The organism is Mucilaginibacter daejeonensis (assembly GCF_020783335.1).
Lineage (GTDB): Bacteria > Bacteroidota > Bacteroidia > Sphingobacteriales > Sphingobacteriaceae > Mucilaginibacter > Mucilaginibacter daejeonensis.
Map to the genome: position 1 here is coordinate 3613247 of NZ_CP086068.1, position 25643 is coordinate 3638889.

A 25643-nucleotide genomic window follows, 5' to 3' on the forward strand; every position below is an offset into this window, starting at 1 on the left:
ATGGATGCGGAACATGTACATAATTACCTCCGTGAGGTACTGAGCGAGCGTTATACCTCTTTAGAGGAGAGGTGGATGTTCGGCGGTACCTGCTTTATGGTGAACGATAAGATGTGCATCTGCATTAACGAGCGCGACCTGCTTTGCCGCATTGGTGCCGATAGCGTAGCCAACGAAGTGGAAGCAGGCAATTGCCACCACATGATGATGAATGGCCGTACCTCCAAAGATTATGTTTACGTGGAGCTGGACACGCTGCATAACCTTAAAGATGTTGACCGCTGGCTGGATATGTGCCTGGCGTATAACCCGCACGCCAAGGCATCCAGAAAGAAATAGACCTTATTATATGAATGCAGAACGCCCCATGGTCATGACCATGGGGCGTTCTGCATTCGTTACTATATATAGCTCCCGTTCTACTTCAATACCGGCTGCACATTGGTCAGCCCATAAACGCCGGCCAAAAAGTCGTCGCTGGGGTTAATGCGACATGTCTTTGAGGGCAGATCGATGAACAGGTTCTCTTCGCCATCTTTGATCATCACCCGTAAAGCACAGTTCTTGACGTCGTATTTTTGATTGTTGACCGATATCAGTCGCTCCAGTTCGTCAACAAATTGCTCGTTGATGTTGTGCAGGTGCATACATACCGTGAGCGATTTGGTCATCTTATCGCGCATCTCTGATAACAGGTTAATGGCCGACAGCCTGAGATCCCAGTTATCTTTTTGGCGGTACTTTTCCTCTACCGTGCCTTTGATCTGGATAAAGTATCCATCGCCCAGCAGGTTGCGGAACTTGATGTAATCATCACCGAACAAAGCGAATTCGTAGCTGTCAAAATAATCCTCGATCACGAAGGTGCCGAAGGGTTTACCGGTTTTGGTCATTTTGTGCTGCACACTGGCCATCAGTCCGCCAATGCTCAATTCACCCTGGCGTTTGAGTTGTGCAAAACGCTCCATCGTTTCGGGTGGAGCCTCGCCGTTGCGCATGGCCACCAGGATCTTAAGATCTGATACCTTATTCTGGCAAAACTTCTCAAGCTCGAACTTATAATTGTCCAGCGGGTGACCGGTCAAATAGATACCGATCACATCCTTCTCGTATTTTAGTTTCTCGATCAGCGGCCATTCCTCACTTTCGGGCATGGCCGGTTCGGGTATGTAAGCCTCTACCGTACCACCGAACAATGACGATTGCGAACTGCTTTGCGTATTTTGATAATCGTTGGAGTATTTAATCAGCCTTTCTACCCCGGTCAGTATCCCATTCTCCGTCTTGGCAAAGAATTGGGCCCGGTTCAAGCCAAAGCTATCGAACGCACCGCTGTAAATAAGGTTCTCGTACGCCTTTTTATTAACGTTACGGGTATTGCTACGCTGGGCAAAATCAAATATCGAGGTGTAAGGGCCACGCTCTAACCGCTCTTCAATGATACTTTCGATGGCCTTTTCGCCCACCCCTTTCACACCGGTCAAGCCGAAACGCACCTCACCTTTCAGGTTAACGGAAAAGGCCATGTCCGACTCATTCACGTCAGGACCCAGCACGGGGATACCCATGCGCCTGGTCTCTTCCATAAAGAAGGAGATCTTATCGATACTGTTCTGGTTATTCAGTACCGCCGCCATGTACTCGGCAGGGTAATGTGCTTTCAGGTAGGCCGTTTGATAGGCAACGAAGGCATAACAGGTAGAGTGCGATTTATTGAACGCATATTGCGCGAAGGCTTTCCAGTCGGTCCAAACCTTGGCCAGCTTATCTTTAGGGTGACCTTTGGCTAAGGCACCGTCCATGAACTGGGCCTCCATTTTGTTCAGTACCTCGATCTGCTTTTTACCCATGGCCTTACGCAAAACGTCGGCATCGCCCTTACTAAAGCCTGCCAGTTTTTGCGATAAAAGCATCACCTGCTCCTGGTACACGGTGATACCATAGGTCTCGCCCAGGTATTCTTCCATGTCGTCCAGGTCGAACGATACCGGCTCTAAACCATGTTTACGTTTAATAAAGCTGGGTATATACTCGATCGGGCCCGGGCGGTACAAGGCGTTCATGGCGATAAGATCCTCGAACCTATCGGGCTTAAGATCGCGCAGGTACATTTGCATACCGTCACTTTCAAATTGGAACGTACCATTGGTATCTCCCCGCTGGTAAAGTTCGTAGGTCTTTTGGTCATCTAGCGGTATATAATCTATGTCGATCTCGCGGCCGTGGTTCTGCTTGATCAGGCGCAGCGCATCTTTGATGATGGTGAGGGTCTTTAAACCCAAAAAGTCCATCTTGATAACGCCGGCATCCTCGATCACGCGACCATCATACTGGGTCACCAACAGATCAGAGTCCTTGGCCGTGGCCACAGGCACGATGTTGGTCAGGTCGTCGGGTGCGATAATGATACCCGCAGCGTGTACACCGGTATTGCGTACCGACCCTTCCAGCTTTTCGGCCTCGCGGAGTACCGTTGCTTTGAGGTCATTACCTTCTTTAATGGCTTTCAGTTCCGGAACCTGCTCAATGGCCTGTTTCAGGTTGATGCCCAATGTATCGGGCACCAGCTTTTTCATGGCGTTCACATCGCTCAGTGGCATATCCAGTACACGACCTACGTCCTGTATACTGGTACGGGCAGCCATGGAACCATAAGTAATGATCTGCGCCACCTGGTTCTTGCCGTATTTATCTACCACGTAATCGATCACACGCTGACGACCGGCGTCGTCAAAGTCGGTATCGATATCGGGCATCGACTTACGATCGGGGTTCAGAAAACGTTCGAACAGGAGGTTATACTTGATCGGGTCTATATTAGTGATACCTATACAATAGGCCACTGCCGATCCTGCGGCCGATCCACGGCCGGGGCCGATGAACACGCCCATGTTACGCCCCTCCTTAATAAAGTCGGCCACGATGAGGAAGTAACCCGCAAAACCCATGGTCTTGATGGTGAACAGCTCAAAGTTGATCCGCTCCTCTACATCCGGTGTGATCTCCTGGTAACGTTCGCGCGCGCCGGTAAAGGTCAGGTGCTTGAGGTATTCCCACTGGTTCAGCACATCGGCCTCGGCACCCTGGTGTATCTGGAACTCGGGCGGTATCGGGAAGTTGGGCAGCATGATGTCACGCTTCAACTTCAGCACCTCTACCTTATCAACGATCTCGTTGGTATTATCTAACGATTCGGGCAGATCATGGAACAGCTTGCCCATCTCGGCCTGCGTTTTGAAATAGAACTGATCGTTGGGGAACCCGAAACGATAGCCCTTACCACCCTCCTCATCCGTCGCGATGGGCGTGCTCTGCATATCGCCCGTGTTCACACACAACAAAATATCGTGCGCGTTGGCATCCTGCTGATCCACGTAATGCGAATCGTTAGAGCAAATGATCTTGACCTGGTGCTTTTTGGCGTATTTAAGCAGGGTATTGTTAATGATCTCCTGCTCGGGGATGGCATGGCGCTGTAATTCGATGTAATAATCCTCACCAAAAAGGTCAAGCCACCATTTGAACTCCTGCTCGGCCTCATCCTCTCCTTTTTTGAGGATGGCCTGCGGCACCGACGCACCTATACAGCACGTGGTAGCGATCAGTCCTTTATGGTATTTAAGGATAAGTTCCTTATCTATACGAGGCCATTTGCTGTACAGCCCTTCCATGTAGCCAAGTGAACACAGCTTGATCAGGTTCTTATACCCCTCGGCATTTTTAGCCAGGAACAATTGGTGATGGCGTACATCCTTCTTCTCTTTGGTGAACTGCTTTTTGTGCCTGTCCTCTACCACGTAGAACTCACAACCCACGATAGGCTTCACGTTATGTTTCCCCGCCTCGGCCACGAATTTGAACACCCCGAACATGTTACCATGGTCGGTAATGGCCAACGCCTTCATGCCATCCGCAGCAGCTTTTTTGTAAAGCTTGGATATATCGGCGGCGCCGTCGAGCAGAGAAAATTGAGTATGTACGTGTAAATGAGAGAAATCAGGCATAGCAGTATCATTACGGCCCTAAACACGGGGGCGTGATACAAATCTACCAAAATATGATGGCTATTCGGTCCTGTTGATAACTTGTGACACACTATGCAGATAGCCTTCGAAGTTGGAATAGAACGACCATCGTTATCTTTCGTAGGAGTAACGCAAGGCCGATGCCTATCAGAAATGTTACTTCTGATAGGTTAAAACAAGATCCGAAGGCTATTTGTATTACAAAGGTCACATCATCCGTCTCATCTTACAAACACAAATAAATTGGGAAAATTTGGACGTATAGCTCTAAAGACTATTTTATGGATCATTGCAAGTGTCATATTCCTGCTACTGCTGGTCGTTATATTGATACAGGTACCGGCAGTGCAGCAATTTGCCAAGAACAAAGCCGTTAACTTTTTGGAAGGCAAGATCCACACCAAGGTGGAGATAGGCCATATCACCATCGGGTTCCCGAAAATGCTGGTGCTGGAGAACGTATACTTCGAGGATCAGAAAAAAGATACCCTGATCGCCGGCGAAAAATTGAAGGTGGACATCAGCATGATGAAATTGCTGAAAAGCCAGGTAGAAGTGAATGAGATCAACCTGCAAGGCATCACCGCCAAGGTTAGCCGCGGCGCCGACAGTACCTTCAACTTCGACTACATAATCAAGGCCTTTGCCAGCGAGAACAAGAAAGAGCCAAAACCGCAGGATACTACCTCTACGCTCAAGATATCACTGGATAAGATCATCCTCGATAAGATCAACATCGCTTATAAGGATGTGACCACCGGCAACGATATCAAGTTCCTGCTGGGGCATTTTGATACCCGCATCAAGACCTTTGATCTGGATAGTATGCGTTTTGCCATACCCAAGATCAACCTGAGCAACGTTAACGCACGCATCATTCAAACGCCGGCCGGTTCGAGCATTGCGCAAACCAACGCTATCGATACCGCCACCAAGCCCATCAATTTAAAACTGGATCTGGGTACCATCGACCTTTCGAAGATCAAGGTAGATTACCGCACCAACGAGATGAGCACCAGCATGGACCTGGGCCAGCTATTGGTAGAGATGGATAAGATCGACCTGCAGCACCAACGTGTGGGTGTAAAAAGCATCACCCTCAACGATACCCGTGCCGGGCTTACCCTTGCCAAACCACAATCGGTGGCCAAAGCGGTAGAGAAAGGCGTGAAAAAATTGGATACGCTGGTGACACCGCCGCAAAGCAACATGCCATGGCGGGCCACTATTGGCAAGATCAGCTTAGCTAATAACGATATCAAGTTCGATAATAATGCCCTGGCACCGCAACGACGCGGACTCGACCCTGGTCACGTTTTTATAAAAGGACTCAATACCGAGATCGAGGACCTGTCATACAGTCCTGATACCATTTCGGGTAAGGTGAAGCAGTTCGCGTTCAGCGACAAGAGCGGCTTCAAGCTCAACCAGTTCCGTACTGATTTCATGTATGGCGCCAAGAATGCATATTTGAAGGACCTTTATGTGGAGACCCCATCTACCGTTATCCAGCGTAACGTAGAGGTGGCCTACCCTTCTATCGGGGCGATCAGTAAAGATATCAGCAAACTGAGCATCAATGCCAACTTAGATGGCACCCGCATTGGCCTCCGTGATATATTGATCCTGATGCCTACCATGGCCAGCATGGAACCGTTCCGCAGTACACCTAACGCCGTATTTATGGTGAACGGACGAGTGATCGGCCGTGTGGACAACCTCAACATCCCTAATTTTGAGGTGACCGGTTTGAGCAATACGCACATCAAGACCTCTGCCCGCTTGAAAGGCTTACCTGACGTGAACAAGGCCTACTTTGATGTGGACCTGGCCGACCTGACCACCAGCCGCCGCGACATCTATCGCCTGGCGCCTAAAGGCACCATCCCTAACAGTATCAATATCCCTGAATACCTGAGCTTAAAAGGTAAGCTTAAAGGAACCATGAAGAACCTGAGCACCCAACTGGCCCTGCGCACCAGCCTGGGCAGTATGGATGCCACCGCCAACGTGAAGAACGCTACCGACATGAAGCGTATCGCGTACTCGGCCAATGTAAAGGTGAACAACCTGAACGCAGGTGCCATCACCAAGCAGCCACAAACGGTAGGCCGCCTCACCCTGACCGCCAACGTTAAAGGTGCCGGTGCCGACCCTAAACACCTGAACGTACAATTTGCCGCTAACGTGGTAAGCGCACAGATCAAAGGCTATACCTATCGTAACCTGGTGGCTAAAGGCAGCGCCCGAAACGGCAGCTACGTGGCCAACGCCACCATGAAAGACCCGAACATCCACTTTAGCCTGGATGCCAAGGCCAACATGAACCAAAAATATCCATCGGTTAAAGCTACCATGATGGTGGACAGCATCAACCTGCAAAAGCTTCATTTTGTAAAGGATGATATGCGTTTCCATGGTAAGTTGGTGGCCGATCTGCCTACTGCCGACCCTGACCACCTGAACGGTACCGTATTGCTGACCGAGCTACGCGTGATCAACAAAGGCACGCCGATAGCCATTGATACCGTTAGCCTGAAGGCTACCGCCAATAGCGATAGCAGCAGCCTGTTATTACGAACGCCGTTCCTGTACGCCCACTTGGGTGGCAAATACAAACTGACCGAGATCGGTACCGCCTTGCAGGATAACATCAACAAGTACTTTAACATGGCATTGGCCGCGGCCCCTGCACGTACGGCCAAACCGGTGAAAAGTGCGCCGTACTCGCCTCAACAACTGAACTTCCAGCTCAAGATCGTAAAGACCAAGCTGTTCGACCAGTTCGTGCCTGATCTTAAACAGTTAGACCCAGTGCTGATCAATGGTAACTTTGATAGCCAGAGCGGCCAGTTATTGGTGAACGGCACGATGCCTAAGATCATTTACGGTACCAACATCGTTGATAACGGTAAGATCAACATCAATACCAACAACAACGCGCTCAACTATGCGCTTACCTTCGACCAGATCAAGGTCGGCGAGAGCTTGAAACTACTATATCCAAGCGTATCGGGTAACGCACAGAACGATAAATTGAACGTGAGCCTGCAGGTGCGCGATGCTGCTAAGAAAGAGCGCTATCGAATTGCCGGTATCTTCAGTGTGATACCAAGCGCCTACCAGTTCAGCTTTGCTCAGGATGGCCTGTTGCTTGATTATATGAAGTGGGCGGTCAATCCTAATAACTCGTTCCAATACGGTAACAAAGGTATCCTGGCGCGCGATTTTTCGATCACCAACAGCAACCAGGTGTTGAGCATCAACAGCAACCCGCCACAAGCCAACGCACCGCTTGATGTCAAGTTCACCAATTTCCACATCGAGACCCTGACCCGTTTGGCTCAGCAAGACTCATTACTGGTAGGCGGTACCATTAACGGCGGCGCCACCTTAAGCAACCTGCAAACCTCACCGGTGTTCGTGGCCGATATGAACGTGGGTGACTTTAGCTTTAAGGGCGACACCGTAGGCAATATTGCCATCAAAGTGAATAACCAAACGGCTAACGCTTACGCGGCCAATGTTGACATTACCGGCAAAGGTAATCAGGTAACGTTGAACGGCATGTACTATACCGATGCCCCACAGGGCCGTATGGACCTGAACCTGAACATCGTGACGCTTAACATGAAGAGCATCGAAGGTTTCAGCTTTGGCAGCATACGCAGGGCTACGGGTAATATCACCGGTCAGCTCAAGATCACCGGAACCACATCAGCACCGGCAGTAAGGGGCGATATCCGTTTTAATAAAGTGGGCTTCAACGTATCGATGCTGAACTCGTACTTCACCATGCCTAACGAGAGCATCACCTTTAATAACGAGGGCGTGCGTTTTAACGACTTTAGCCTGATCGATAGTACCGGCAACAAGGCCGTGGTATCAGGTGCGATATATACCAAGACCTATACTGATTTCCGCTTCGGTATCGACATTAACGCCAACAATTTCAGGGCGGTCAACTCTACTCAGGCCGACAATAAGCTGTTCTATGGCAAGCTGTTCATTGATACGCGCATACGCATACGTGGCGATATGAAAAAGCCGGTGGTGGATGCCAACCTGACCGTTGATCCGCAAACCGACATGACCTTTGTGCTGCCGAGCACCGACCCAAGCATTGAGGATCGTAAAGGCGTAGTAGAATTTATTGATAAGAACGCCATCCCGTTAGACTCCATCCTGCTGGCTAAGCAACTCGACTCGTTACGTAAATCGGAAGTGACCGGTTTGGATGTGAACGCTACCATTAACGTAGCTAAGGAGGCTAACTTCAACATCGTGATCGACCCACGCAATGGCGATGTGGTACACATACGCGGCGAGGCACAACTGAACGGCGGTATCGATCCGAGCGGCAAGATCAGCCTAACCGGTACTTACACTGTGGCACAGGGCTCTTATCAATTGTCATACGGTCCGGTGAGTAAATTATTCAAATTTAAGCCCGGCAGTACCATTGTTTGGAACGGCGACCCTACCGATGCCAATGTTGACCTGACGGCCATTTACGTAGCCAACGTTCCTCCTATTGACCTGGTAGCCGATCAGTTAGGCGGCTCCGACGCGCAGAAGACGATCTATAAACAAAAGCTACCTTTCAACGTGAACCTGAATATGAAGGATAAGCTGATGACGCCGAAGATCAGCTTTGACATCATATTGCCTGACAGCAATTACTCGGTAGGTACCGATGTTACAAATGCCGTAGATACCCGTTTGGAGCAGATACGCCGCGACCCTAATGAGATGAACAAGCAGGTGCTTGGCGTACTGGTACTGGGCCACTTTATTGGCGACAACCCACTGCAAAGTCAGGGCGGTAGCGCCGGTGCCGAAGGTTTGGTGCGTAACAGTGTGAGCAGCCTGCTCTCGAACCAGTTGAACAAACTGGCGGGCGACCTGATCGGCGGTGTTGACCTGAACTTTGACCTGCAATCGGGCCAGGACTACTCTTCCGGTACCGAACAGAACCGAACCGATCTTAACGTGGGGCTATCCAAACGGTTCCTGAATGATCGTTTAACGGTCACCGTGGGCAATAACTTCCAGTTGGAGGGTAAACAGCAACCGGGCCAGCGGGCCAGCACCATTGCGGGTAACGTGGCGATCAATTACCGCTTGACCAAGGACGGCCGTTACGCCCTGCGTGCTTACCGCCGCGACCAATACATCGTGATACAGGGCCAGGTGATCGAGACGGGCGTTGGCTTCTCTGTGAACGTTGACTATAACCGCTTTAAAGAGATATTCTCGAAGAATACTCCTGAAGAGCGCAGGCTACTACGCCAGCGCAAGCGCGAAGAGCGGGAAAAGAAAGCCGAAGACCAGCAAAAACAATATGAGGTACAACCTGGCGACGACCCTAAAAAGGCCAAAGGAGCAACCGATACCGTGACCACTTTTAACTGATCCCATGACCCAAAGATCTGCATATATCCTACTTACTATGTTAGTGGTGCTGAGCGCTTGCAGCACCACTAAAGACCTACCGCCCGGACAAAAATTATACACCGGTGCCGAGATCGATTTTACTGACAAAGACCTGAGCAAAAAAGAGAAAAGCTTACTCACCGAGGACCTTACTGGCCTTTTACGCCCTGAACCCAACAGCAAACTGGGGCCGTTCCGCTTTAAGCTATACATCTATCAAAAGACCAAGGACAGCAAGAAAGGACTGAAAAAGCTACTTAAAAAGTTTGGTGAGCCGCCGGTACTGGCCAGCAGTGTTGACCTGGTGCAGAACGCTAACATTTTAAAGAACCGCCTGGAGAACCGTGGCTATTTTCAGGCCCAGGTTACAGGCGACACCGTAGGTAAAGAAAAGGTAGCCAAGGCCGTTTATAAAGTAAGCGCAGGCCCGGCTTACAAGTATCGCAATATCAATTTCCCGGCAGGTACCGACTCGCTGAGCCGTGCCATCAAAGCCACCGAAGGCGAAACGATATTGAAGAAAGGTGAGCAGTATAACCTGGACGCCATTAAGGCCGAACGCCTGCGTATAGACGCCCGTTTAAAGGAGAAAGGCTTCTACTACTTCGCCCCCGAGAATTTGATCTTTAGCGCGTATGATACCACCATTGCAGGCCACCAGATCGATGCCAACATGAAGGTAAAGGATGATGTAAGCGACCGTGCAAGGCAGATCTATACCATTAACAAGATATATGTTTACCCGGCTTACACGCTGCGTGATACCGCGCTTAAGCTTGACTCGGCCACTAGCTACAACTGGTATAAAGTGATCGATCGCCGTCGCCAAACCATACGCCCTTATGTGTTCAAGAACGTGGTATTGCTGCACCCTGGCGAAGCTTATAACCGCACCGACCATACCAACTCCCTGAACCGCTTTGTGGAGCTTGGCCCATATAAATTCGTGAAGAACCGTTTTGAGGACGTTTCTACCGCCGACTCATCAAAGCTGAACGCCTTTTACTTCCTTACGCAGTATCCGCGTAAATCGCTTTCACTGGATGCCTTGGTACGTACCACTTCGGCCAACTTTAATGGTACACAGTTGAACCTGAACTGGCGCCATCGCAATGCCTTTAAAGGTGCCGAGCTGCTGACCATCACCGCCTTTGCAAGCACCGACGGACAGATATCGGGCAACGCCGGTGGTAACAATGCCCTGTTCCAGATCGGTTTGCAGGGTACCTTATCATGGCCAAGGTTCATCAGTCCGTTCAACTTTTCGGCAGACAATGCTTACATTCCCCGCACCAACCTATCGGCCGGGTACTCGATCATTCGCCGTAGCGGCCTGTACAGCCTCGACTCTTACAACGGATCATTTGGCTACCAATGGAAACAAAGCCAGCATAAACAGCACGAGTTGAACCTGCTTAACGTTACTTACGTACGTCCATCAAGCGTTACACAGCAGTACCTTGACAGTATCACCAGCACCCGTAACCCAGCGCTGAAACACGTGATCGATCCGCAGTTCACCTTTGGTCCAAGCTATAGCTACACCTATACCAACACTACCGAAACTTACCGCACCAATACGTTCTATTACAACGGTCGTGCAAGTACATCGGGCTTCCTGACCGGTTTGATCACCGGTGCCGATACCTTGAATGGTAAGGCACGCAGTGTGTTCGGTACGCACTTTAATCAGTATGTTAAGCTGGAGAACGAGATCCGTTTCTTCCACCGTGTGGGCGCTAAAAGTACCATTGCGGCAAGGGCCATAGCCAGTGCCGGTATACCGATGGGCAACAGCACCATACTGCCTTACAGCCAGCAGTTCTTTATTGGCGGTGCTAACAGTTTGAGAGGCTTCAGGGCACGTTCGATCGGTCCGGGTTCGGTGGATCCTACCCAGTACATCAATAACAACAACAGCTTTATTGCCGATCAATCGGGCGATATCAAGATTGAGGCCAGTTTAGAATACCGTCCGCACTTATTCAGCATCGTGTACGGTGCTCTATTTGCCGATGCGGGTAACATTTGGAATGCCCGTGGTCACCAGCCCGGCGGCACCTTTGGCCCCAACTTTTTAAGCCAGATGGCGGTGGATGCCGGCTTCGGCCTGCGCTTTGACGCCAGCGTGCTGGTGCTGCGTACCGACTTTGGTTTCCCGCTTAAAAAGCCGTTCACCCAAAGCAATCCGCTCATCAACTACGACAAGATGGTGTTCAACCTGGCCATCGGTTATCCGTTCTAATGAGTTAATATCAACGTGTGATCGATCTACCGTCATGCCGAACTTGTTTCGGCATCCCACAGGACCGTACGCCTGTAGTGTATACCGGGTGGCCCAACGTGTGAGATGCTGAAACAAGTTCAGCATGACCCTGGAGAATTGAGTGCAGTGACTATCTTTACCCCCTGCTATGAAGATCAAGATACCGCTGCAAGTGATCGATATGAAGGGCGATGGTTACCACGTGCTCATCGAGGTGATGGTGGGGCGCAAGCGCTACCCGCTGGTGTTGGACACCGGTGCATCCAAAACGGTCTTTGACCTTGCGGTGCTGCGCACCCACAAAAAGATCGATATCCGGTCCACTCATCACCTATCGGCGGGCTTGGGCACGCTCAGTATGGAATCATTCACGGCGGTGCTGCCCGCATTCAAGATCGGAAAATTGAAACTGCCAGGCTTTGAGGTTGCCGTGCTCGACCTATCCACCATTAACCAGGCCTATGCCCAATTGGAGCATCCGCAGGTGCTGGGCGTTCTGGGAGGTGATATATTGGTGAGATACAATGCAGTGATCGACTACGGAAAACAACGGTTGATACTTAGTGCAGATGCAAAGTAAGTTGGCTATATTGCATCATCAAAACATACACGCTACCATGATGGACCAACTATTATTCTTGAATTTAAGTGACGGAGTGGTAGTGCTGTTGGTACTGGCCCTGGTATTGTATCCGCTAACGGTCATTTACTGCCTTGTGGATATCATCCGTTCGAGGGTAAAATGGTCAGCCACTAAATTGCTGTGGATATTGGTGATCGTATTCGCGCCATTTGTAGGTTCGATAGCCTACCTGATGATCGGCCGCGACCGGGAATTGGTCGCTTAAAACTCAGCGTTACGATCGCTTATAAGTGTTACATCGATGTAACAGAATTCCCCAAATCTCCCCACTTTTTGGCGTTGCGAAATTCGCAAAAACCCAACTTTTTCAAGAAAAAGCCACGTTTTCCGGAAATGTAACACCAAATGTAACACTTGAACGGTGAAATGTAACACCTGCAAGATGGCCTAAAGCTGGCCCAGTAGCACTACAGGTTGTAAGCCGATCAAATTTTATGAAAATGCTGATCACCGCGTTAGAGCAGGCTGTTGGTAAAATCGATCTTGATCTTACTTTGAAAGTTACTGATCACCTTGAATATCTCCTTCAAAGTAACGCGCTCGATCTTAGTGAGCGATGAAATATCGATGTAATTATCGGGCGCGGTCTTGTCGTTCAGGATCTGCGTGGCCTGTTTTTTTAAGCGCATGCTCATTAAAAAGTAGTACGACTGGTACAACTCATGGTAAGCCGTTTCGGTGAACACATCCAGCTTGCGTAGTGCCTTCATCCGTTCGCCGGTATTCACCTCAAATACGCGGTGTTTAAGCGCATATACGCGCACCAGATCAACGATCGGTGTCATGGCCTTCTTGATATCAAAAACCTCGCGGTGGCCCTTGGTAAAGGTACGTATGCTGTTGAAGAACGTGAGCGGTGGTTCATATTGCAGCGCGTTCACCGCCATGTTGTGGAACAGCTTATCTACCGGCTTTTGCAACTCCTTGTTCAGGAACTGCTTCAGATCATCCATGATGGTGGCATCACCGAACACGAACCGGCAATCGAAGAAGGTAGAGAAGTTGATCACCGTTTCGGGCAATGATTCGGCTATCCAGCTCAGGTAATTGCGTTTCCAGTGCGATAAGGAGTGCGTCCACTTAGGATTTTTAGCCATGAAACCGCCCGTACAATAGGCAAAGCCGGCCGTATTTAACCTGTCTGATATCCGGGTAGCGAATTCAAGAAAGTAAGCTCTAGCCTCTTCGCGGTGCTCGTTGGCTTTATCCTCGTAAATGATGGCGTTGTCCTGGTCGGTCTTGAAGGTCTGCTCCTTGCGGCCCTCGCTGCCCAGCACCATGAACACGAAACGTGCCGGGGCAGGTCCCATTTCATCCATTACGCCCTGGATCACCTTTTGAGCGATCGTATCAGCAATGGTGGTCACTACCTGGTTGGCTATCTGCGCATTAACACCGCGTTCGAGCAGCTGGTTCACAAAATGCGGCACCGAGTCCCACTTGCGCTTCAATTCCTCCTCGCTCACCGCCGACCGTACCGACTGGATAAATACCAGCGGCGATTGGGCCTGTTCGCTCAGCAGTTTATTACGGCTCAAAAAGCCTACGTATTCTTCATTGCGCTTTACCAGCAGGTATCGCGTTTTAGTGCTGAACATCATGAGGATGGCCTCATAAACATAGGCTTCCACATCAATGCTCATGATCGGGTTATCGGTCACGGTGCTTACCGGGTCGGCACTGTTGCGCTGCTGGGCGATCACTTTATCACGCAAGGTGATATCGGTCACATAACCGTTGATGTTCCCTGTAGCATCGGTAATGAACAGGCAACTTACCTTGTTCACGGCCATTTGCCGGGCCACCTCATATATGGGTGTATCTTCGGTACAGTGTGCTATGGGCCGGTATTCCACACTCTCGATCTTGCGCGAGTACAGCTGATCGGCGGCCAGGTAGCTCTCTTCAAATGCTGGCGGCTGCTTAAAAAAATGCACGAATTCTTCGTTCTGCATGCGCCTGCCGAACTCGGCAGTGAAGTACAGAAAGAAATCCTCATAAGCTTTACAAAGCGCCCTGAAATCCTTACGATGTAGAAAGTAGACCAGCGTACCTTTTTTGGCGATCACCGTACGTAATGATAACCGCCTGTTGAGTAATACCGACACGCCGCCAAAGCAAAAGCCAGGCTGATGATGCTCAACAAGGCGCTTGGTTTGCACGCTATCATAAAAAAAGGACTCGTATTCGCCCTTTACAATGATATCTACACCCTTTAGTTTGGATACTTCCTGCTGGTATATCACCTTGTCTTTAGGGTAGCGTATCTCCTGTAACTGCTCGGCAACGCCTTCCAGCACTTCCAGGGGCAGCAGGTTGAACGGTTCGAATCGCTGAAGATATTTTACGCGCTCATTCATAAATGACGTGACAAAAAGACCAACAACATTGCGATGATCAGCGGCAACAGCATGGCGAACAGCTTGCCCGACCGCGGCTTCAATTCTTTGATACCGGCATCCTTTTGCTGGCGCTCGATCAGTTTGTCATTGATCTCGCCGCGCTGCTTGAGTTCAAAGAAGCATTTCGCCGTAGCCTCGGCATCGCACAAGGCGTTATGCTGATCATTCAAGGGTTTATAAAACAGATAGGAATACAGGTCGCCCAAAAGCAAATTACGTGGCATCGGGTTCCATACCAGTTGGCTGGTGGCTATCATGGTACAAAATATGGGCAGCTTTGCTAACCGGCTTTGGATGCCCGCCCGGTACATATCGGCACCAATGATGTGGTAATCAAGTTGTAAGAAATGTCCCACTACCATGGGCTGATACTGTTCAAGGTCATTCTCCAACAGTTGCATGATGCCTTTACGCTCACGCCCTTTTACCGCCAGCAAACCAGGATTGATACCATGGATGGCCATAGCGGCCGGACTGATCGTAAAATCGGTGTTGCGGATGTAGTGGTCCTCCCGTTTCACTTCCTGCCCATCCTTGCTGTAAATGATCCAACTCACTTGTACCGCCGACGGCCAGTTACCCTCAGCAGAATATGGCTCATGCCAGTTGACGGGCAAGCCCGACGATTCGGTATCGATGAACAGTAGGTGGTCGGTCACAATTTAAGCGATTAGGGGTTGACCAGCTGTAGCTTCACGAAGCGAGTGCCGGTCAATGGTGTTGCAAAATACTACTTAAATACAATTCTGCAGCAAATTTGCTTTTAAGCGACCGTTAAATTTTTAGTGATGCGTTGTAAGCGGTAAATACCATGACGGCTATGATGCCCAAGCCTCTTTCTTGAGGTTGTTTTGGAATACTTTGACCGCGCTGAATCCATAGACCACATAGACCACCAACAAAGCGGTCACCAAGGCAGCGTGAGCCTGAAAGATCAACCGGTAATGTCCATCGGTAAGCATACCAGGTAGAATGATCAGCAAATTGTTAATGGTGATACCCAGCGAGCCGATCTTTTGAGCCGCACGGTCTTTCACGGAGGCCTTGTACTTTTTGCTCCACGTACTGAAAGAGATGAACCTCGAACTGAAACCCATGGGGACCAAGACGGCAAATAGCATAATGAAGAAGGTGACGCCCCTATCTACCTGTGCGGTCGCGAAGAAGGCACAACCTGATAGCAACAAGGTAAAGACCAACAGAGGCAATTTGAAATATCTCCGGAACTCAGCCCAAAGGCTTTTCCATAAACTCGTCCGCAGATCGCGTTCGCGTTGCTTCTCCAGTTCCTTAAGGCCATCCCACCCACCGAACTCGCTATCAATGATGATTTTGGCCATTTGATGAGGAGCCATATCGTGATCAGGCTGATGCTCGATACTGGTCAGGATGTGATCGTACACCTCGTTGAACGTTTCGCGATACTTAGTGTGATACCACAACACTTCACGAATATTGTCCTGCTGAGCGGTCGTCAATTGCATGGAAGTGGTTGTTATTTAGCTAAACTAATGCGATAATGCTTACGATACATCATCAAAAAGCTGATGCCCTGAACCAGGTACAATGATATCAGGAATACCGCGACCCAAACATGGGTCTGAGCAAGCATCTTGTAACTTTTGGTTCCGCACAGCAACTTGGCAGCCCATTCAATACCCCTGATCGCGTAAAAGCTACACAAACCTATCCTGAATATGGCCAGATCGGTTATGGATGGTTTTTTGGTATCAGGAACAAAAAGGTTGGCCAGCATACGATAAATAGCCATGATCATAGGTATCAAACCCAGCACTACTGAGAATGCCAGCAAGCCACCTGCCGCAAAAGAAGTTGGCCAACCATATATGACCAGCGTGACCACCAATATCAACGCGCTATACGGCGTATAAAGGAACGACAGCAGCATCTGCATATACTGGCGTATCACCTGCCGGGTGGTCATTTTAAAACGATCTTTTTCGTGTTCTTTTATGCCCTTCCATCCACCAAGGTCATTAGCTATTATCTCATCGACCACGGTCATTAACGGCTTGCCGTCATCAGGACGCTCCTCTAAGGCAGTAAGCACGTGGTCATACACTTCGGCTATTGTCTCGCGGTATTTTACTTCGGGCCACAAGGCACCTCTCACAGCAAGCACTTGTTCGTGGGTCAATTTCATGATAGGTTAGGTTTAATATTCAGTAGTGCCTGTAATTGTTCAATGAAAGCTTCTGCTTCCTGCAATTTATTACCAACCTCTTGTCCGCCTTGCTCGGTAAGTCGGTAATACTTGCGTACGCGGTTATCCACTACCTGATTAAAGGTCTCAAGCATACCATCGGCCTCTAATTTGTGCAAGGCCGGATAGAGTGCGCCCTCGGTCAACTTCATCTCACCGTCGGTTAGTTCCTTAACTCGTTGAGTGATCTCATAGCCATACATCTGCTCGTTATCTTCCAGCAATTTGAGAATGATGGTCTGCAGTGTACCTTTTAGTAATGGGTTAGTGCTCATTTGAAGCAAATGTATAATTTATTTATATACATAAGAAAACTATGTATTCATTTTCCCAATAAAAAAGCCCTGTTCGAACGAACAGGGCTTAAAATATCAAATTGATCAAGTTACGCGTCTATACGAGCGTACTTGGCGTTCTTTTCAATGAATTCGCGGCGCGGAGCTACCTCATCACCCATCAGCATCGAGAAGGTGTGGTCGCAGTCAGCAGCACTCTCGATAGTGGCTTGGCGCAAGGTACGGGTTGCAGGATTCATTGTGGTTTCCCAAAGCTGGGTATCATTCATTTCACCCAAACCTTTGTAACGTTGTATGTGTACGCTATCCTCTTTACCGGCTCCTTTTAAGCGTTGTACGGCGGCATTGCGCTGTTCGTCATTCCAGCAGTATTCGAACTCTTTACCTTTTTTGACCATGTATAACGGCGGCGATGCGATGTAAACGTGTCCCATCTCGACCAGTGCACGCATATAGCGATAAAAGAAGGTCAGGATCAACGTGGTGATGTGCGAACCATCCACGTCTGCATCCGTCATGATCACGATCTTGTGGTAGCGAAGTTTGGTCAGGTTCAATGCCTTGTCATCCTCCGGGGTACCAATGCTCACACCTAAGGCCGTGAACATGTTCTTGATCTCCTCGTTCTCGTAGATCTTGTGCTCCATGGCCTTCTCTACGTTCAGGATCTTACCACGCAAAGGCAAAATAGCTTGAAAATCGCGGGCACGACCTTGCTTGGCCGTACCACCCGCCGAGTCACCTTCGACCAGGAATATCTCGCAAGCTGCCGGATCGCTGTTGGCACAGTCGGCCAGTTTACCCGGCAAACCTGAACCACCCATCACGCTCTTGCGCTGCACCATTTCGCGGGCCTTACGGGCAGCAGCACGGGCAGTGGCCGCTAAAACCACCTTGCTGATGATCATGCGGGCCTCTTTAGGGTTCTCTTCCAGGTACATGCCCAATATCTCGGCAACGGCCACGTTCACGGCACCACTCACCTCGCTGTTACCCAGCTTGGTCTTGGTCTGTCCCTCAAATTGGGGCTCAGCTACCTTTACTGATATAATGGCGGTCAAACCCTCACGGAAGTCATCACCGGCAATATCAACTTTAAGGTTCTTTAACAAACCTTCTTTCTCAGCGTAAGCTTTAAGCGTACGGGTCAAACCCATACGGAAACCGGCCACGTGGGTACCACCTTCAATGGTGTTGATGTTATTTACGTACGAGTGAACGTTCTCACTATAGGTATCATTGTATTGCAAGGCCAGTTCTACCGGTACACCTTGCTTGGTGCCCTCAACATAGATCGGCTCCGGGATGATCGGCTGACGGGTGCCATCCAGGAACTTAACGAATTCCTTCAAGCCACCTTCAGAAAAGAACTCTTCTGTAAGGAAGGTTCCGTCATCTTCCTGTACACGCTCGTCTGTCAGACTCAAGCGAATACCTTTGTTCAGAAACGCCAGCTCACGCAAACGTGCCGCAAGGGTATCATATTTGTACTCGAGTGTAGTGGTAAAGATCTCGGGATCGGGCTGGAACCATTGAATGGTACCGGTACGGTCCGATTCGCCAATGGTCTTAACGTCGAACATTGGTTTACCACGCTCGTACTCCTGGGTAAATATCTTACCCTCGCGGTGCACAACGGTCTTTACGTGGGTCGATAAAGCATTAACGCAGGATATACCCACACCATGCAGACCGCCCGACACCTTGTAAGTGTCCTTATCGAACTTACCGCCGGCGTGCAAAACGGTCATTACGATCTCAAGCGCTGATTTATTTTCTTTAGTATTGATACCTGTTGGTATACCCCGGCCATTATCCTCAACGGTGATGGAGTTACCTTCATGAATGATCACTTTGATATCGGTACAGTAACCGGCCAATGCCTCATCGATAGAGTTATCGACAACTTCGTATACCAGGTGGTGTAAACCTTTTACCCCGGTATCGCCAATGTACATGGAGGGTCTTTTTCGAACTGCTTCCAGGCCTTCAAGTACCTGGATATTATCTGCCGAATAATTTGACTTATTCTGATCTTTTTCGCTCATTATTTAAGGTTAAATACGACCTACAAATATACTGAATTTTGAGCACAACTCCTCAATGTTGATAATTATAGAGGCTTTCAACGGCCAAGCAAAAACTTTAGGATAGTTAGGGTGAAATCATATATTTGTGAAATTTTTTAAAACAAAGTTACGATGAGAACCCCGGCTTCGATCATATCGAAAATCACTTTAAGCTTAATGCTGGCAGGAAGCCTGGCAGCCTGCAACCAGACCAAGACCGACGATAAAGCTGCCGCACCGGCCGCCACATCAAGCACTGCCAATAACCTGAAAGCAACTGACATCGTGTTCGTTAACTCAGATACTTTACTGAACAAATACGATTACTTTAAAGATATGGCCGACCGTTTGGAGAAAAAAGGCAAAGCTGCACAAGCCGAGCTACAAAGCAAGGGTCAGGCTTTTCAGCGTGAAGTGGCCGAATACCAAAAAGGTGCTGCTACTATGGCTGCCGATCAGCGTCAGGCCACTGAGCAACGCTTAGCCCGTAAACAACAAGAATTACAAGCTTATCAGCAAAACGCTGGCGCTCAGGTCCAACAAGAGCAAGCCGGTGAGCAAGCTAAATTATACGAAAAGGTAGCCGACTTTTTGAAGGTATATGCTAAAGAAAAAGGCTATAAAATGGTAATGACCTATCAAAAAGGCAACAGCGGTATCCTTTACGGTGATGCCAGCCTGGACATTACTCAAGACGTAGTTAAAAAACTGAACGAAGCTTACGCTAAGGACAAGAAATAATAGCCCCACCCTAACCCTCCCCAGGAGGGAGGGAACTTAATAAAACATTTAATGCCCTTTGTAATTATGCAAAGGGCATTATTTTTTGATGCTGATTATAAGTAAAGAGCTTTATGACCCACGAACAATATATGCGCCTGGCCATTGAATTGGCCGAAAACAATGTAGCCGAAGGGCTTGGCGGTCCATTTGGAGCCGTGGTCGTGAAAGATGGCCAGATCGTTGGTGCAAGCGGGAACAAAGTAGTGCCTACTAATGACCCAACCGCACACGCCGAAGTATCGGCCATCCGGTTAGCATGCCAGAAATTGAATAATTTTAGCCTGGAAGGCTGCGTGATCTACACCAGTTGCGAGCCCTGCCCCATGTGCTTAGGCGCCATTTACTGGGCCCGTATCGAGAAGATCTATTACGGCAACAACAAGGCCGATGCCGCCGCCATAGGCTTTGATGACCAGTTCATTTACGAAGAACTTGACCGCCCTAAGCAAGACCGCAAGTTACCCATGGTAGAGTTACTGCGCGACGAAGCGCTGGGTGCGTTCAGGGCTTGGGAAGCGCATGAAGGGAAGACTCATTATTGATGTGCATATGATCTGATGTGCAGATATGCAAATGATGGAACCATCTGCACATTCGCACATCTGCATATCTACAAATTACCTATCTGAATGGCCCAGGCTTTTATCAGGAGCTACCACATCGCGTACCAACTGCTTAAGCTCTTTGATCTCGGGGAAGCGGCCTGCCGATCTGCGGTCGAAGACCACATTGCCATCGATGCTAATCACATAGCTGCCACTCGTTTCACTTGGCTGCAAAAGCACGCCATGCACCTCGTTGCTAAAAGTGGTCAATATCTCCTGAGCCATGTAGGCCGCACGCAACATCCAACCGCATTTGGGGCAGTACTCGATGGTTACGGTCGGCTTCATTTGGTTTCCCCTTCATCGCTGCCACCTGCCGGTGAATCGGGCGTAAAGTAATTATCTTGCAGGTCATCGATCTCGCGTCGTTCACGCTTGGTTGGTCGACCGGTGCCCCTGTCACGGCGCAATACCGGTGCATGGAACATGCTTTTAAAGCCGGGTGTCTGATCGTTCGGCGTCAGGTCAGAGTAGTAATTGACCGCTGTCTTGGCGTCTACTCTGTTCTCCAACAAGCCGGTAACGGTGATGATCTTACGCTCGGGGCCCTTGGCCACATTATAGGTCTCGCCGATCTTTACCTCATGCGAGGCCTTTATATTTTGTCCGTTAAGCTTCACGCGCCCTGCCTTGCAAGCCTCGGTGGCCAGTGTGCGGGTCTTGAACAGGCGTATGCTCCAAAGGTATTTATCTATTCTCAGTTTCTCTTTCTCAGGCATGATGCAAAGTTACAAGGAATGCCCCATAAGCACCAACAGGTGGTAATGAACATCCCCTTTATCAAATATGCCTAAAAATCCCTTTATTTGCGAAAAGATTGAACGATGCCACCTACATTAAAACAAATGATCGAAGATGCCTGGGAAGACCGGGGATTGCTTAACCTTAACGAATATATTGACGCTATCGAGACCGTTATCGAACGTCTGGATAAAGGCGAGCTTCGCGTGGCCGAGCTTATCACCAACCGCTGGCACGTGAATGAGTGGATCAAAAAAGCGGTGATCCTGTACTTCCCTATCCGCGAGATGGAGGAGATCAAAGCAGGTCCGTTCGTGTTCCACGATAAAATGAAACTCAAGACCGACTATAAAAAGAACGGTGTACGCGTGGTGCCTCATGCTATAGCCCGCTATGGCGCTCATTTGGCCAAAGGCGTGATCATGATGCCATCGTACGTGAATATCGGTGCTTATGTTGACGAAGGCACCATGGTAGATACCTGGGCCACTGTAGGTTCATGCGCACAGATCGGTAAGCATTGCCACCTGAGCGGCGGTGTGGGCATTGGCGGCGTATTGGAGCCGGTTCAAGCCTCTCCGGTGATCATTGAAGACAACTGCTTCATCGGCTCACGCGCCATTGTTGTGGAAGGTGTACACGTAGAGCGCGAGGCCGTGCTTGGCGCCAATGTAGTACTGACGGCATCTACCAAGATCATTGATGTTAGCGGCGACTCCCCTATCGAATATAAAGGCCGTGTACCTGCCCGTTCGGTAGTGATCCCTGGTTCATACACCAAAAAGTTCCCTGCCGGCGAATACCAGGTACCTTGTGCCCTGATCATCGGCAAACGTAAAGAATCGACCGACCTCAAGACCTCACTGAACGATGCCTTGAGAGACCATAACGTGGCGGTTTAGTTACATACCACTCTCGTCATTGCGAGGAACGAAGCAAACTCTGAACGGTGTATGGCAGCAACGCCTGCACGCTGAGGCTTCATTCCTCGCATTGACATTTTAGCACCGATCAACAACGACCAACTAAAAAAAATGAACATCGGGTACGACGCCAAACGTGCTTTTTTGAACAACACCGGGTTGGGTAATTACAGCCGGTGGCTCATCAAGGCTATGTCCGCGTTCTATCCTGATAACCGATACGGGCTTTTCACACCCAAAACGGGCAACGGCGAACATGCTGGCCAGTTGGAAAAGTTAAAAAACGCCTATACCTTTGTACCGCGAGGCAAGTTCTCCCCTTTGTGGCGTACTAAAGGCATCGTTACCGATCTGCAAAAGAATGGTGTTGAGCTTTATCATGGACTAAGCCATGAACTGCCCCTGGGCATCCGCAAGAGCGGTATCAAAAGTGTGCTTACCGTGCATGACCTGATCTTTTTGCGCTTTCCCCAATATTTTAAACTGATCGACCGCCTGATCTACAAGGCCAAGCTAAATTACGCCTGCAAGGCTGCCGACAAGATCATAGCCATAAGCCAGCGTACCCGGAAAGACCTGATCGAACTGCTGGGCGTTGATCCCAACAAGATCGAGGTGATCTACCAGGGATGCAACCCGGCTTTCACCCTTTACCAAAGCGAAACGCATCGGGCACACATCAAAAAGACCTACAAGCTTCCTAAAAGATACCTGCTCACAGTAGGCACTATCGAAGAACGTAAAAACCTGATGTTACTGGTAAAGGCCCTAACGCTCACCAAATGCAATATGCCGCTGTTGGTAGTGGGCAAGCCTACGCCTTATGCTGATGAGGTGAAGCGTTTTGTGGAGGCCAATGGTCTGCAAAAGCGGGTGATCTTTTTGCACCAGGTAGGGTTCGATGACCTGCCTGCCTTGTATCAGCTCAGCACAGTATTCATCTATCCATCGCGTTACGAAGGCTTCGGGATACCTATATTAGAGGCCATTAATAGCGGGGTGCCCGTGATCGCGGCTACCGGTTCATGCCTGGAAGAGGCCGGCGGTGCCGGGAGCATCTATGTAGACCCTGACAATGAGCAGGAACTGGCCAAAAAGATCGACCGCGTTTGGCGCGACACAGCGCTGAGGCAACGCATGATCGATCAGGGCTTTGAATATGCCCGGAATTTTAAGGACGAGGTACTTGCGGCCCAATACATGCAAGTATATCAAAACACATTGCAACATGCTTAGAGACGAAGTAAAGAAAGCATACGAGGTGATCCGCGACGGCGGTATCATCCTTTACCCTACCGATACCATTTGGGGCATAGGCTGTGATGCCACTAACACCGCGGCCATCGAGAAGATATATGAACTCAAGCAGCGCGCTCAGGAAAAAAGCATGATCATATTGCTGGAGAGTGAGAACATGTTGGAGAGCTACATATCAAATGTATCACCGTTAGCGTATGACCTGATCGAATTTGCCGAACATCCGCTTACGCTGGTGATGCCTGGCGCCAAAAATATCTCGCCCCTGCTCATCGCCGAAGACAAAAGCGTAGGCATACGCGTGTGCAAGCACCCTTTTTGCCAGCAACTCATCCAGCGGATGCGTAAGCCGTTAGTGTCAACTTCGGCCAATATCAGCGGGCAGCCATCCCCACAGAACTTTGGACAGATCGCGCCCGAGATCATTGAAGGAGTGGATCTGGTGGTGGATGTGGACCAGCACGACACCTCCGTAAAACGACCATCTACCATCATGCGTCTTTCTGCGGATGGGGCGTTCGAGTTTCTGCGTAAATAATTATCATTGTGCTTTGAAATAATTTAAGCGGATACCCGTTTTTTTGTTAAACTTTGCATATCAACTCCATTTATCATGAAGATCTTTGTAGCCAAACTCCCTCCTGATTACGACGAGACCGCCATTGCCACCTTGTTCATCACTTATGGCGATATCTCGACCATTAACCTGGTCATGGATCGGGAGACCGGCCGCAGCAAAGGTTATGCGTTCATTGAGATGCCTAATGATGAGGAGGCTCTTAACGCGATCAGTCACCTCGACCAAAAAACCATTGGTCACAACCGCCAGCTTTCGGTAAGCCAGGCTCAGGAACGTCCTAAACCTGCAGGCGGTGGCTTTAACCGCAATAACAACAACCGTCAAGGTGGTGGCTTTCAGCGTAATGCCGGCGGTGGTGGTTATAACCGTAACAACAACTATAATAAAGACCGTGGTCCGCGCAATGGTAATTACGACCGTAGCAGCAATTACGACCGCAACAAGAATGGTAACAGCACTGAAGGCTGATACCAAGCGAAACTACTTATATATGAAGGCCTCCGGACACCCGGGGGCCTTTTTTGTAACAAAATACTACACATTGTACAAAAAAAAGGCCGTTAACTCCGTAAACTGTTCGACTACCATACACAATGTATACAAGTTGCAACGATCAAATCATAAGACGACGCTGTGTGGAAAATTTGGAACATTATCCACGATCGTTAAGTATGGAGTTATACGCCACACACCAGATTTCTCTTATCCAATGCTTATAACAAACTTTCATCATATCATTACTCCGTAAAGACACAAGCCATCACCATCGATAGCATCATTGATCACATAACCTTCTGAAAGTATTTTGGCCTGTAAATTGTAAATGTGTACTCGTACAAGCAGACGCGCGAAAAAGTTCGGCCGACAGCTGCCCGCCACTTATTTTTTAAGACGATACTTACAAGATGAAAACGATCATGAGCAGGATACTCGCAGTTGACGATGATCAGGGAATATTAGAGGTCCTGCAATTCATATTAGAGGATTCAGGATACGAGGTTAAGACCATTTCAGACGGTCACCAATTATTTGACGCTATTCGTGAAGGCCAACCAGACCTTATATTAATGGACATCATGCTTAACGGATTAGATGGGCGTGATCTTTGCAAACACGTGAAATCTAACGATACTACGCACGATATACCGGTGATCATGATATCAGCCAGTCATAGTCTGGGAGATGTATTACATCAGGAGAACGCTCCGGATGATTTCCTGGCCAAACCTTTCGACATTAACGTATTGCTGAGCAAGATCGAGCGCCAATTGGCTGCATGATCTATATCGCTCGCTCCAACGTGACCTCATACTAAATTAACGAGCTGTTAATAAAGTATTTATTAGCGCGATAAGACAGGTTTATACCATCTAATAATTACTTTCGTTAAAAA

At 49.2% G+C, this 25643-nt stretch carries 21 protein-coding genes; 12 read left to right on the top strand and 9 right to left on the bottom strand.

The genetic code is table 11. The features are described from left to right. The gene (locus LLH06_RS15415) at positions 1–339 is read left to right on the top strand and encodes a TfoX/Sxy family protein (RefSeq protein ID WP_228170183.1); all 339 of its coding nucleotides are present in this window, start codon (positions 1–3) and stop codon (positions 337–339) included. A gap of 80 nt (positions 340–419) precedes the next feature. Here the strand turns inward: LLH06_RS15415 and dnaE are convergent, their stop codons facing one another. Continuing rightward, positions 420–4004, bottom strand: a complete 3585-nt coding sequence (gene dnaE, locus LLH06_RS15420; protein ID WP_228170184.1) for a DNA polymerase III subunit alpha — start codon at positions 4002–4004, stop codon at positions 420–422. A gap of 264 nt (positions 4005–4268) precedes the next feature. On the opposite strand from dnaE, the gene LLH06_RS15425 reads away from it, so the two are divergent. From LLH06_RS15425 to LLH06_RS15440, 4 genes are all read left to right on the top strand, one after another. Continuing rightward, positions 4269–9440 carry a translocation/assembly module TamB domain-containing protein gene (locus LLH06_RS15425; RefSeq protein ID WP_228170185.1) on the top strand — a complete coding sequence of 1724 codons (5172 nt, stop codon included), beginning with the start codon at positions 4269–4271 and terminating at the stop codon, positions 9438–9440. A 4-nt stretch (positions 9441–9444) separates the two neighbouring features. Continuing rightward, entirely contained in the window at positions 9445–11706 is a 2262-nt protein-coding gene (gene tamL / locus LLH06_RS15430; protein ID WP_228170186.1) for a translocation and assembly module lipoprotein TamL, read from the top strand. Positions 11707–11875: 169 nt separating this feature from the next. Beyond that, the gene (locus LLH06_RS15435; RefSeq protein WP_228170187.1) at positions 11876–12307 is read left to right on the top strand and encodes an aspartyl protease family protein; all 432 of its coding nucleotides are present in this window, start codon (positions 11876–11878) and stop codon (positions 12305–12307) included. A 37-nt stretch (positions 12308–12344) separates the two neighbouring features. After that, complete coding sequence (locus LLH06_RS15440) at positions 12345–12575, top strand: PLD nuclease N-terminal domain-containing protein (protein ID WP_228170188.1); 231 nt, start codon at positions 12345–12347, stop codon at positions 12573–12575. A 250-nt stretch (positions 12576–12825) separates the two neighbouring features. Here the strand turns inward: LLH06_RS15440 and LLH06_RS15445 are convergent, their stop codons facing one another. The 6 genes from LLH06_RS15445 to gyrB form a co-directional block, all read right to left on the bottom strand. After that, entirely contained in the window at positions 12826–14730 is a 1905-nt protein-coding gene (locus LLH06_RS15445; RefSeq protein WP_228170189.1) for a DUF294 nucleotidyltransferase-like domain-containing protein, read from the bottom strand. Continuing rightward, the gene (locus LLH06_RS15450; protein WP_228170190.1) at positions 14727–15431 is read right to left on the bottom strand and encodes a 3'-5' exonuclease; all 705 of its coding nucleotides are present in this window, start codon (positions 15429–15431) and stop codon (positions 14727–14729) included. The genes LLH06_RS15445 and LLH06_RS15450 overlap by 4 nt, the downstream gene beginning before the upstream one ends. Positions 15432–15590: 159 nt before the next feature. After that, entirely contained in the window at positions 15591–16256 is a 666-nt protein-coding gene (locus tag LLH06_RS15455) for a hypothetical protein (RefSeq protein WP_228170191.1), read from the bottom strand. 11 nt (positions 16257–16267) lie between these two features. Next, positions 16268–16936 carry a hypothetical protein gene (locus LLH06_RS15460; protein ID WP_228170192.1) on the bottom strand — a complete coding sequence of 223 codons (669 nt, stop codon included), beginning with the start codon at positions 16934–16936 and terminating at the stop codon, positions 16268–16270. Continuing rightward, positions 16933–17271 carry a PadR family transcriptional regulator gene (locus tag LLH06_RS15465; RefSeq protein WP_228170193.1) on the bottom strand — a complete coding sequence of 113 codons (339 nt, stop codon included), beginning with the start codon at positions 17269–17271 and terminating at the stop codon, positions 16933–16935. Before LLH06_RS15465 ends, LLH06_RS15460 begins: the two co-directional genes overlap by 4 nt. Positions 17272–17381: 110 nt before the next feature. Beyond that, positions 17382–19340, bottom strand: a complete 1959-nt coding sequence (gene gyrB / locus LLH06_RS15470; RefSeq protein WP_228170194.1) for a DNA topoisomerase (ATP-hydrolyzing) subunit B — start codon at positions 19338–19340, stop codon at positions 17382–17384. 153 nt (positions 19341–19493) lie between these two features. Between gyrB and LLH06_RS15475 the strand changes: the two genes are divergently transcribed. Next, on the top strand, positions 19494–20102 hold the full coding sequence (locus LLH06_RS15475) for an OmpH family outer membrane protein (RefSeq protein ID WP_228170195.1): 609 nt from the start codon (positions 19494–19496) through the stop codon (positions 20100–20102). A 113-nt stretch (positions 20103–20215) separates the two neighbouring features. After that, positions 20216–20686, top strand: coding sequence for a nucleoside deaminase (locus tag LLH06_RS15480; protein ID WP_228170196.1), 471 nt, complete (start codon positions 20216–20218; stop codon positions 20684–20686). Between the two features lie 75 nt (positions 20687–20761). Here the strand turns inward: LLH06_RS15480 and LLH06_RS15485 are convergent, their stop codons facing one another. Beyond that, a complete protein-coding gene (locus LLH06_RS15485; RefSeq protein WP_228170197.1) occupies positions 20762–21037 on the bottom strand; it encodes a SelT/SelW/SelH family protein in 276 nt (91 codons plus the stop codon). Next, positions 21034–21468, bottom strand: coding sequence for an RNA-binding S4 domain-containing protein (locus LLH06_RS15490; RefSeq protein ID WP_228170198.1), 435 nt, complete (start codon positions 21466–21468; stop codon positions 21034–21036). Before LLH06_RS15490 ends, LLH06_RS15485 begins: the two co-directional genes overlap by 4 nt. Before the next feature lie 105 nt (positions 21469–21573). On the opposite strand from LLH06_RS15490, the gene LLH06_RS15495 reads away from it, so the two are divergent. The 5 genes from LLH06_RS15495 to LLH06_RS15515 all read left to right on the top strand — a co-directional run bounded on the left by LLH06_RS15495 (position 21574) and on the right by LLH06_RS15515 (position 25530). Then, entirely contained in the window at positions 21574–22392 is an 819-nt protein-coding gene (locus LLH06_RS15495) for a 2,3,4,5-tetrahydropyridine-2,6-dicarboxylate N-succinyltransferase (RefSeq protein ID WP_228170199.1), read from the top strand. Between the two features lie 132 nt (positions 22393–22524). Then, on the top strand, positions 22525–23649 hold the full coding sequence (locus LLH06_RS15500) for a glycosyltransferase family 4 protein (protein WP_228170200.1): 1125 nt from the start codon (positions 22525–22527) through the stop codon (positions 23647–23649). Then, complete coding sequence (locus LLH06_RS15505) at positions 23642–24208, top strand: L-threonylcarbamoyladenylate synthase (protein WP_228170201.1); 567 nt, start codon at positions 23642–23644, stop codon at positions 24206–24208. Before LLH06_RS15500 ends, LLH06_RS15505 begins: the two co-directional genes overlap by 8 nt. Before the next feature lie 75 nt (positions 24209–24283). After that, positions 24284–24718, top strand: a complete 435-nt coding sequence (locus LLH06_RS15510) for an RNA recognition motif domain-containing protein (RefSeq protein WP_228170202.1) — start codon at positions 24284–24286, stop codon at positions 24716–24718. A 449-nt stretch (positions 24719–25167) separates the two neighbouring features. Further along, positions 25168–25530, top strand: a complete 363-nt coding sequence (locus tag LLH06_RS15515; RefSeq protein WP_228170203.1) for a response regulator transcription factor — start codon at positions 25168–25170, stop codon at positions 25528–25530. The last annotated feature ends 113 nt before the right edge of the window (positions 25531–25643 follow it).

What these genes read in the sequence shown, in the direction of transcription:
- LLH06_RS15480 (WP_228170196.1), top strand. Translation starts at nt 20,216, where the DNA reads ATGACCCACGAACAATATATGCGCCTGGCCATTGAATTGGCCGAAAAC.
- LLH06_RS15440 (WP_228170188.1), top strand. Translation starts at nt 12,345, where the DNA reads ATGATGGACCAACTATTATTCTTGAATTTAAGTGACGGAGTGGTAGTG.
- LLH06_RS15415 (WP_228170183.1), top strand. Translation starts at nt 1, where the DNA reads ATGGATGCGGAACATGTACATAATTACCTCCGTGAGGTACTGAGCGAG.
- LLH06_RS15445 (WP_228170189.1), bottom strand. Translation starts at nt 14,730, where the DNA reads ATGAATGAGCGCGTAAAATATCTTCAGCGATTCGAACCGTTCAACCTG.
- LLH06_RS15505 (WP_228170201.1), top strand. Translation starts at nt 23,642, where the DNA reads ATGCTTAGAGACGAAGTAAAGAAAGCATACGAGGTGATCCGCGACGGC.
- LLH06_RS15495 (WP_228170199.1), top strand. Translation starts at nt 21,574, where the DNA reads ATGCCACCTACATTAAAACAAATGATCGAAGATGCCTGGGAAGACCGG.
- LLH06_RS15465 (WP_228170193.1), bottom strand. Translation starts at nt 17,271, where the DNA reads ATGAGCACTAACCCATTACTAAAAGGTACACTGCAGACCATCATTCTC.
- LLH06_RS15485 (WP_228170197.1), bottom strand. Translation starts at nt 21,037, where the DNA reads ATGAAGCCGACCGTAACCATCGAGTACTGCCCCAAATGCGGTTGGATG.
- LLH06_RS15490 (WP_228170198.1), bottom strand. Translation starts at nt 21,468, where the DNA reads ATGCCTGAGAAAGAGAAACTGAGAATAGATAAATACCTTTGGAGCATA.
- LLH06_RS15475 (WP_228170195.1), top strand. Translation starts at nt 19,494, where the DNA reads ATGAGAACCCCGGCTTCGATCATATCGAAAATCACTTTAAGCTTAATG.
- LLH06_RS15460 (WP_228170192.1), bottom strand. Translation starts at nt 16,936, where the DNA reads ATGAAATTGACCCACGAACAAGTGCTTGCTGTGAGAGGTGCCTTGTGG.
- LLH06_RS15500 (WP_228170200.1), top strand. Translation starts at nt 22,525, where the DNA reads ATGAACATCGGGTACGACGCCAAACGTGCTTTTTTGAACAACACCGGG.
- dnaE (WP_228170184.1), bottom strand. Translation starts at nt 4,004, where the DNA reads ATGCCTGATTTCTCTCATTTACACGTACATACTCAATTTTCTCTGCTC.
- LLH06_RS15515 (WP_228170203.1), top strand. Translation starts at nt 25,168, where the DNA reads ATGAGCAGGATACTCGCAGTTGACGATGATCAGGGAATATTAGAGGTC.
- LLH06_RS15510 (WP_228170202.1), top strand. Translation starts at nt 24,284, where the DNA reads ATGAAGATCTTTGTAGCCAAACTCCCTCCTGATTACGACGAGACCGCC.
- LLH06_RS15435 (WP_228170187.1), top strand. Translation starts at nt 11,876, where the DNA reads ATGAAGATCAAGATACCGCTGCAAGTGATCGATATGAAGGGCGATGGT.
- LLH06_RS15455 (WP_228170191.1), bottom strand. Translation starts at nt 16,256, where the DNA reads ATGCAATTGACGACCGCTCAGCAGGACAATATTCGTGAAGTGTTGTGG.
- gyrB (WP_228170194.1), bottom strand. Translation starts at nt 19,340, where the DNA reads ATGAGCGAAAAAGATCAGAATAAGTCAAATTATTCGGCAGATAATATC.
- tamL (WP_228170186.1), top strand. Translation starts at nt 9,445, where the DNA reads ATGACCCAAAGATCTGCATATATCCTACTTACTATGTTAGTGGTGCTG.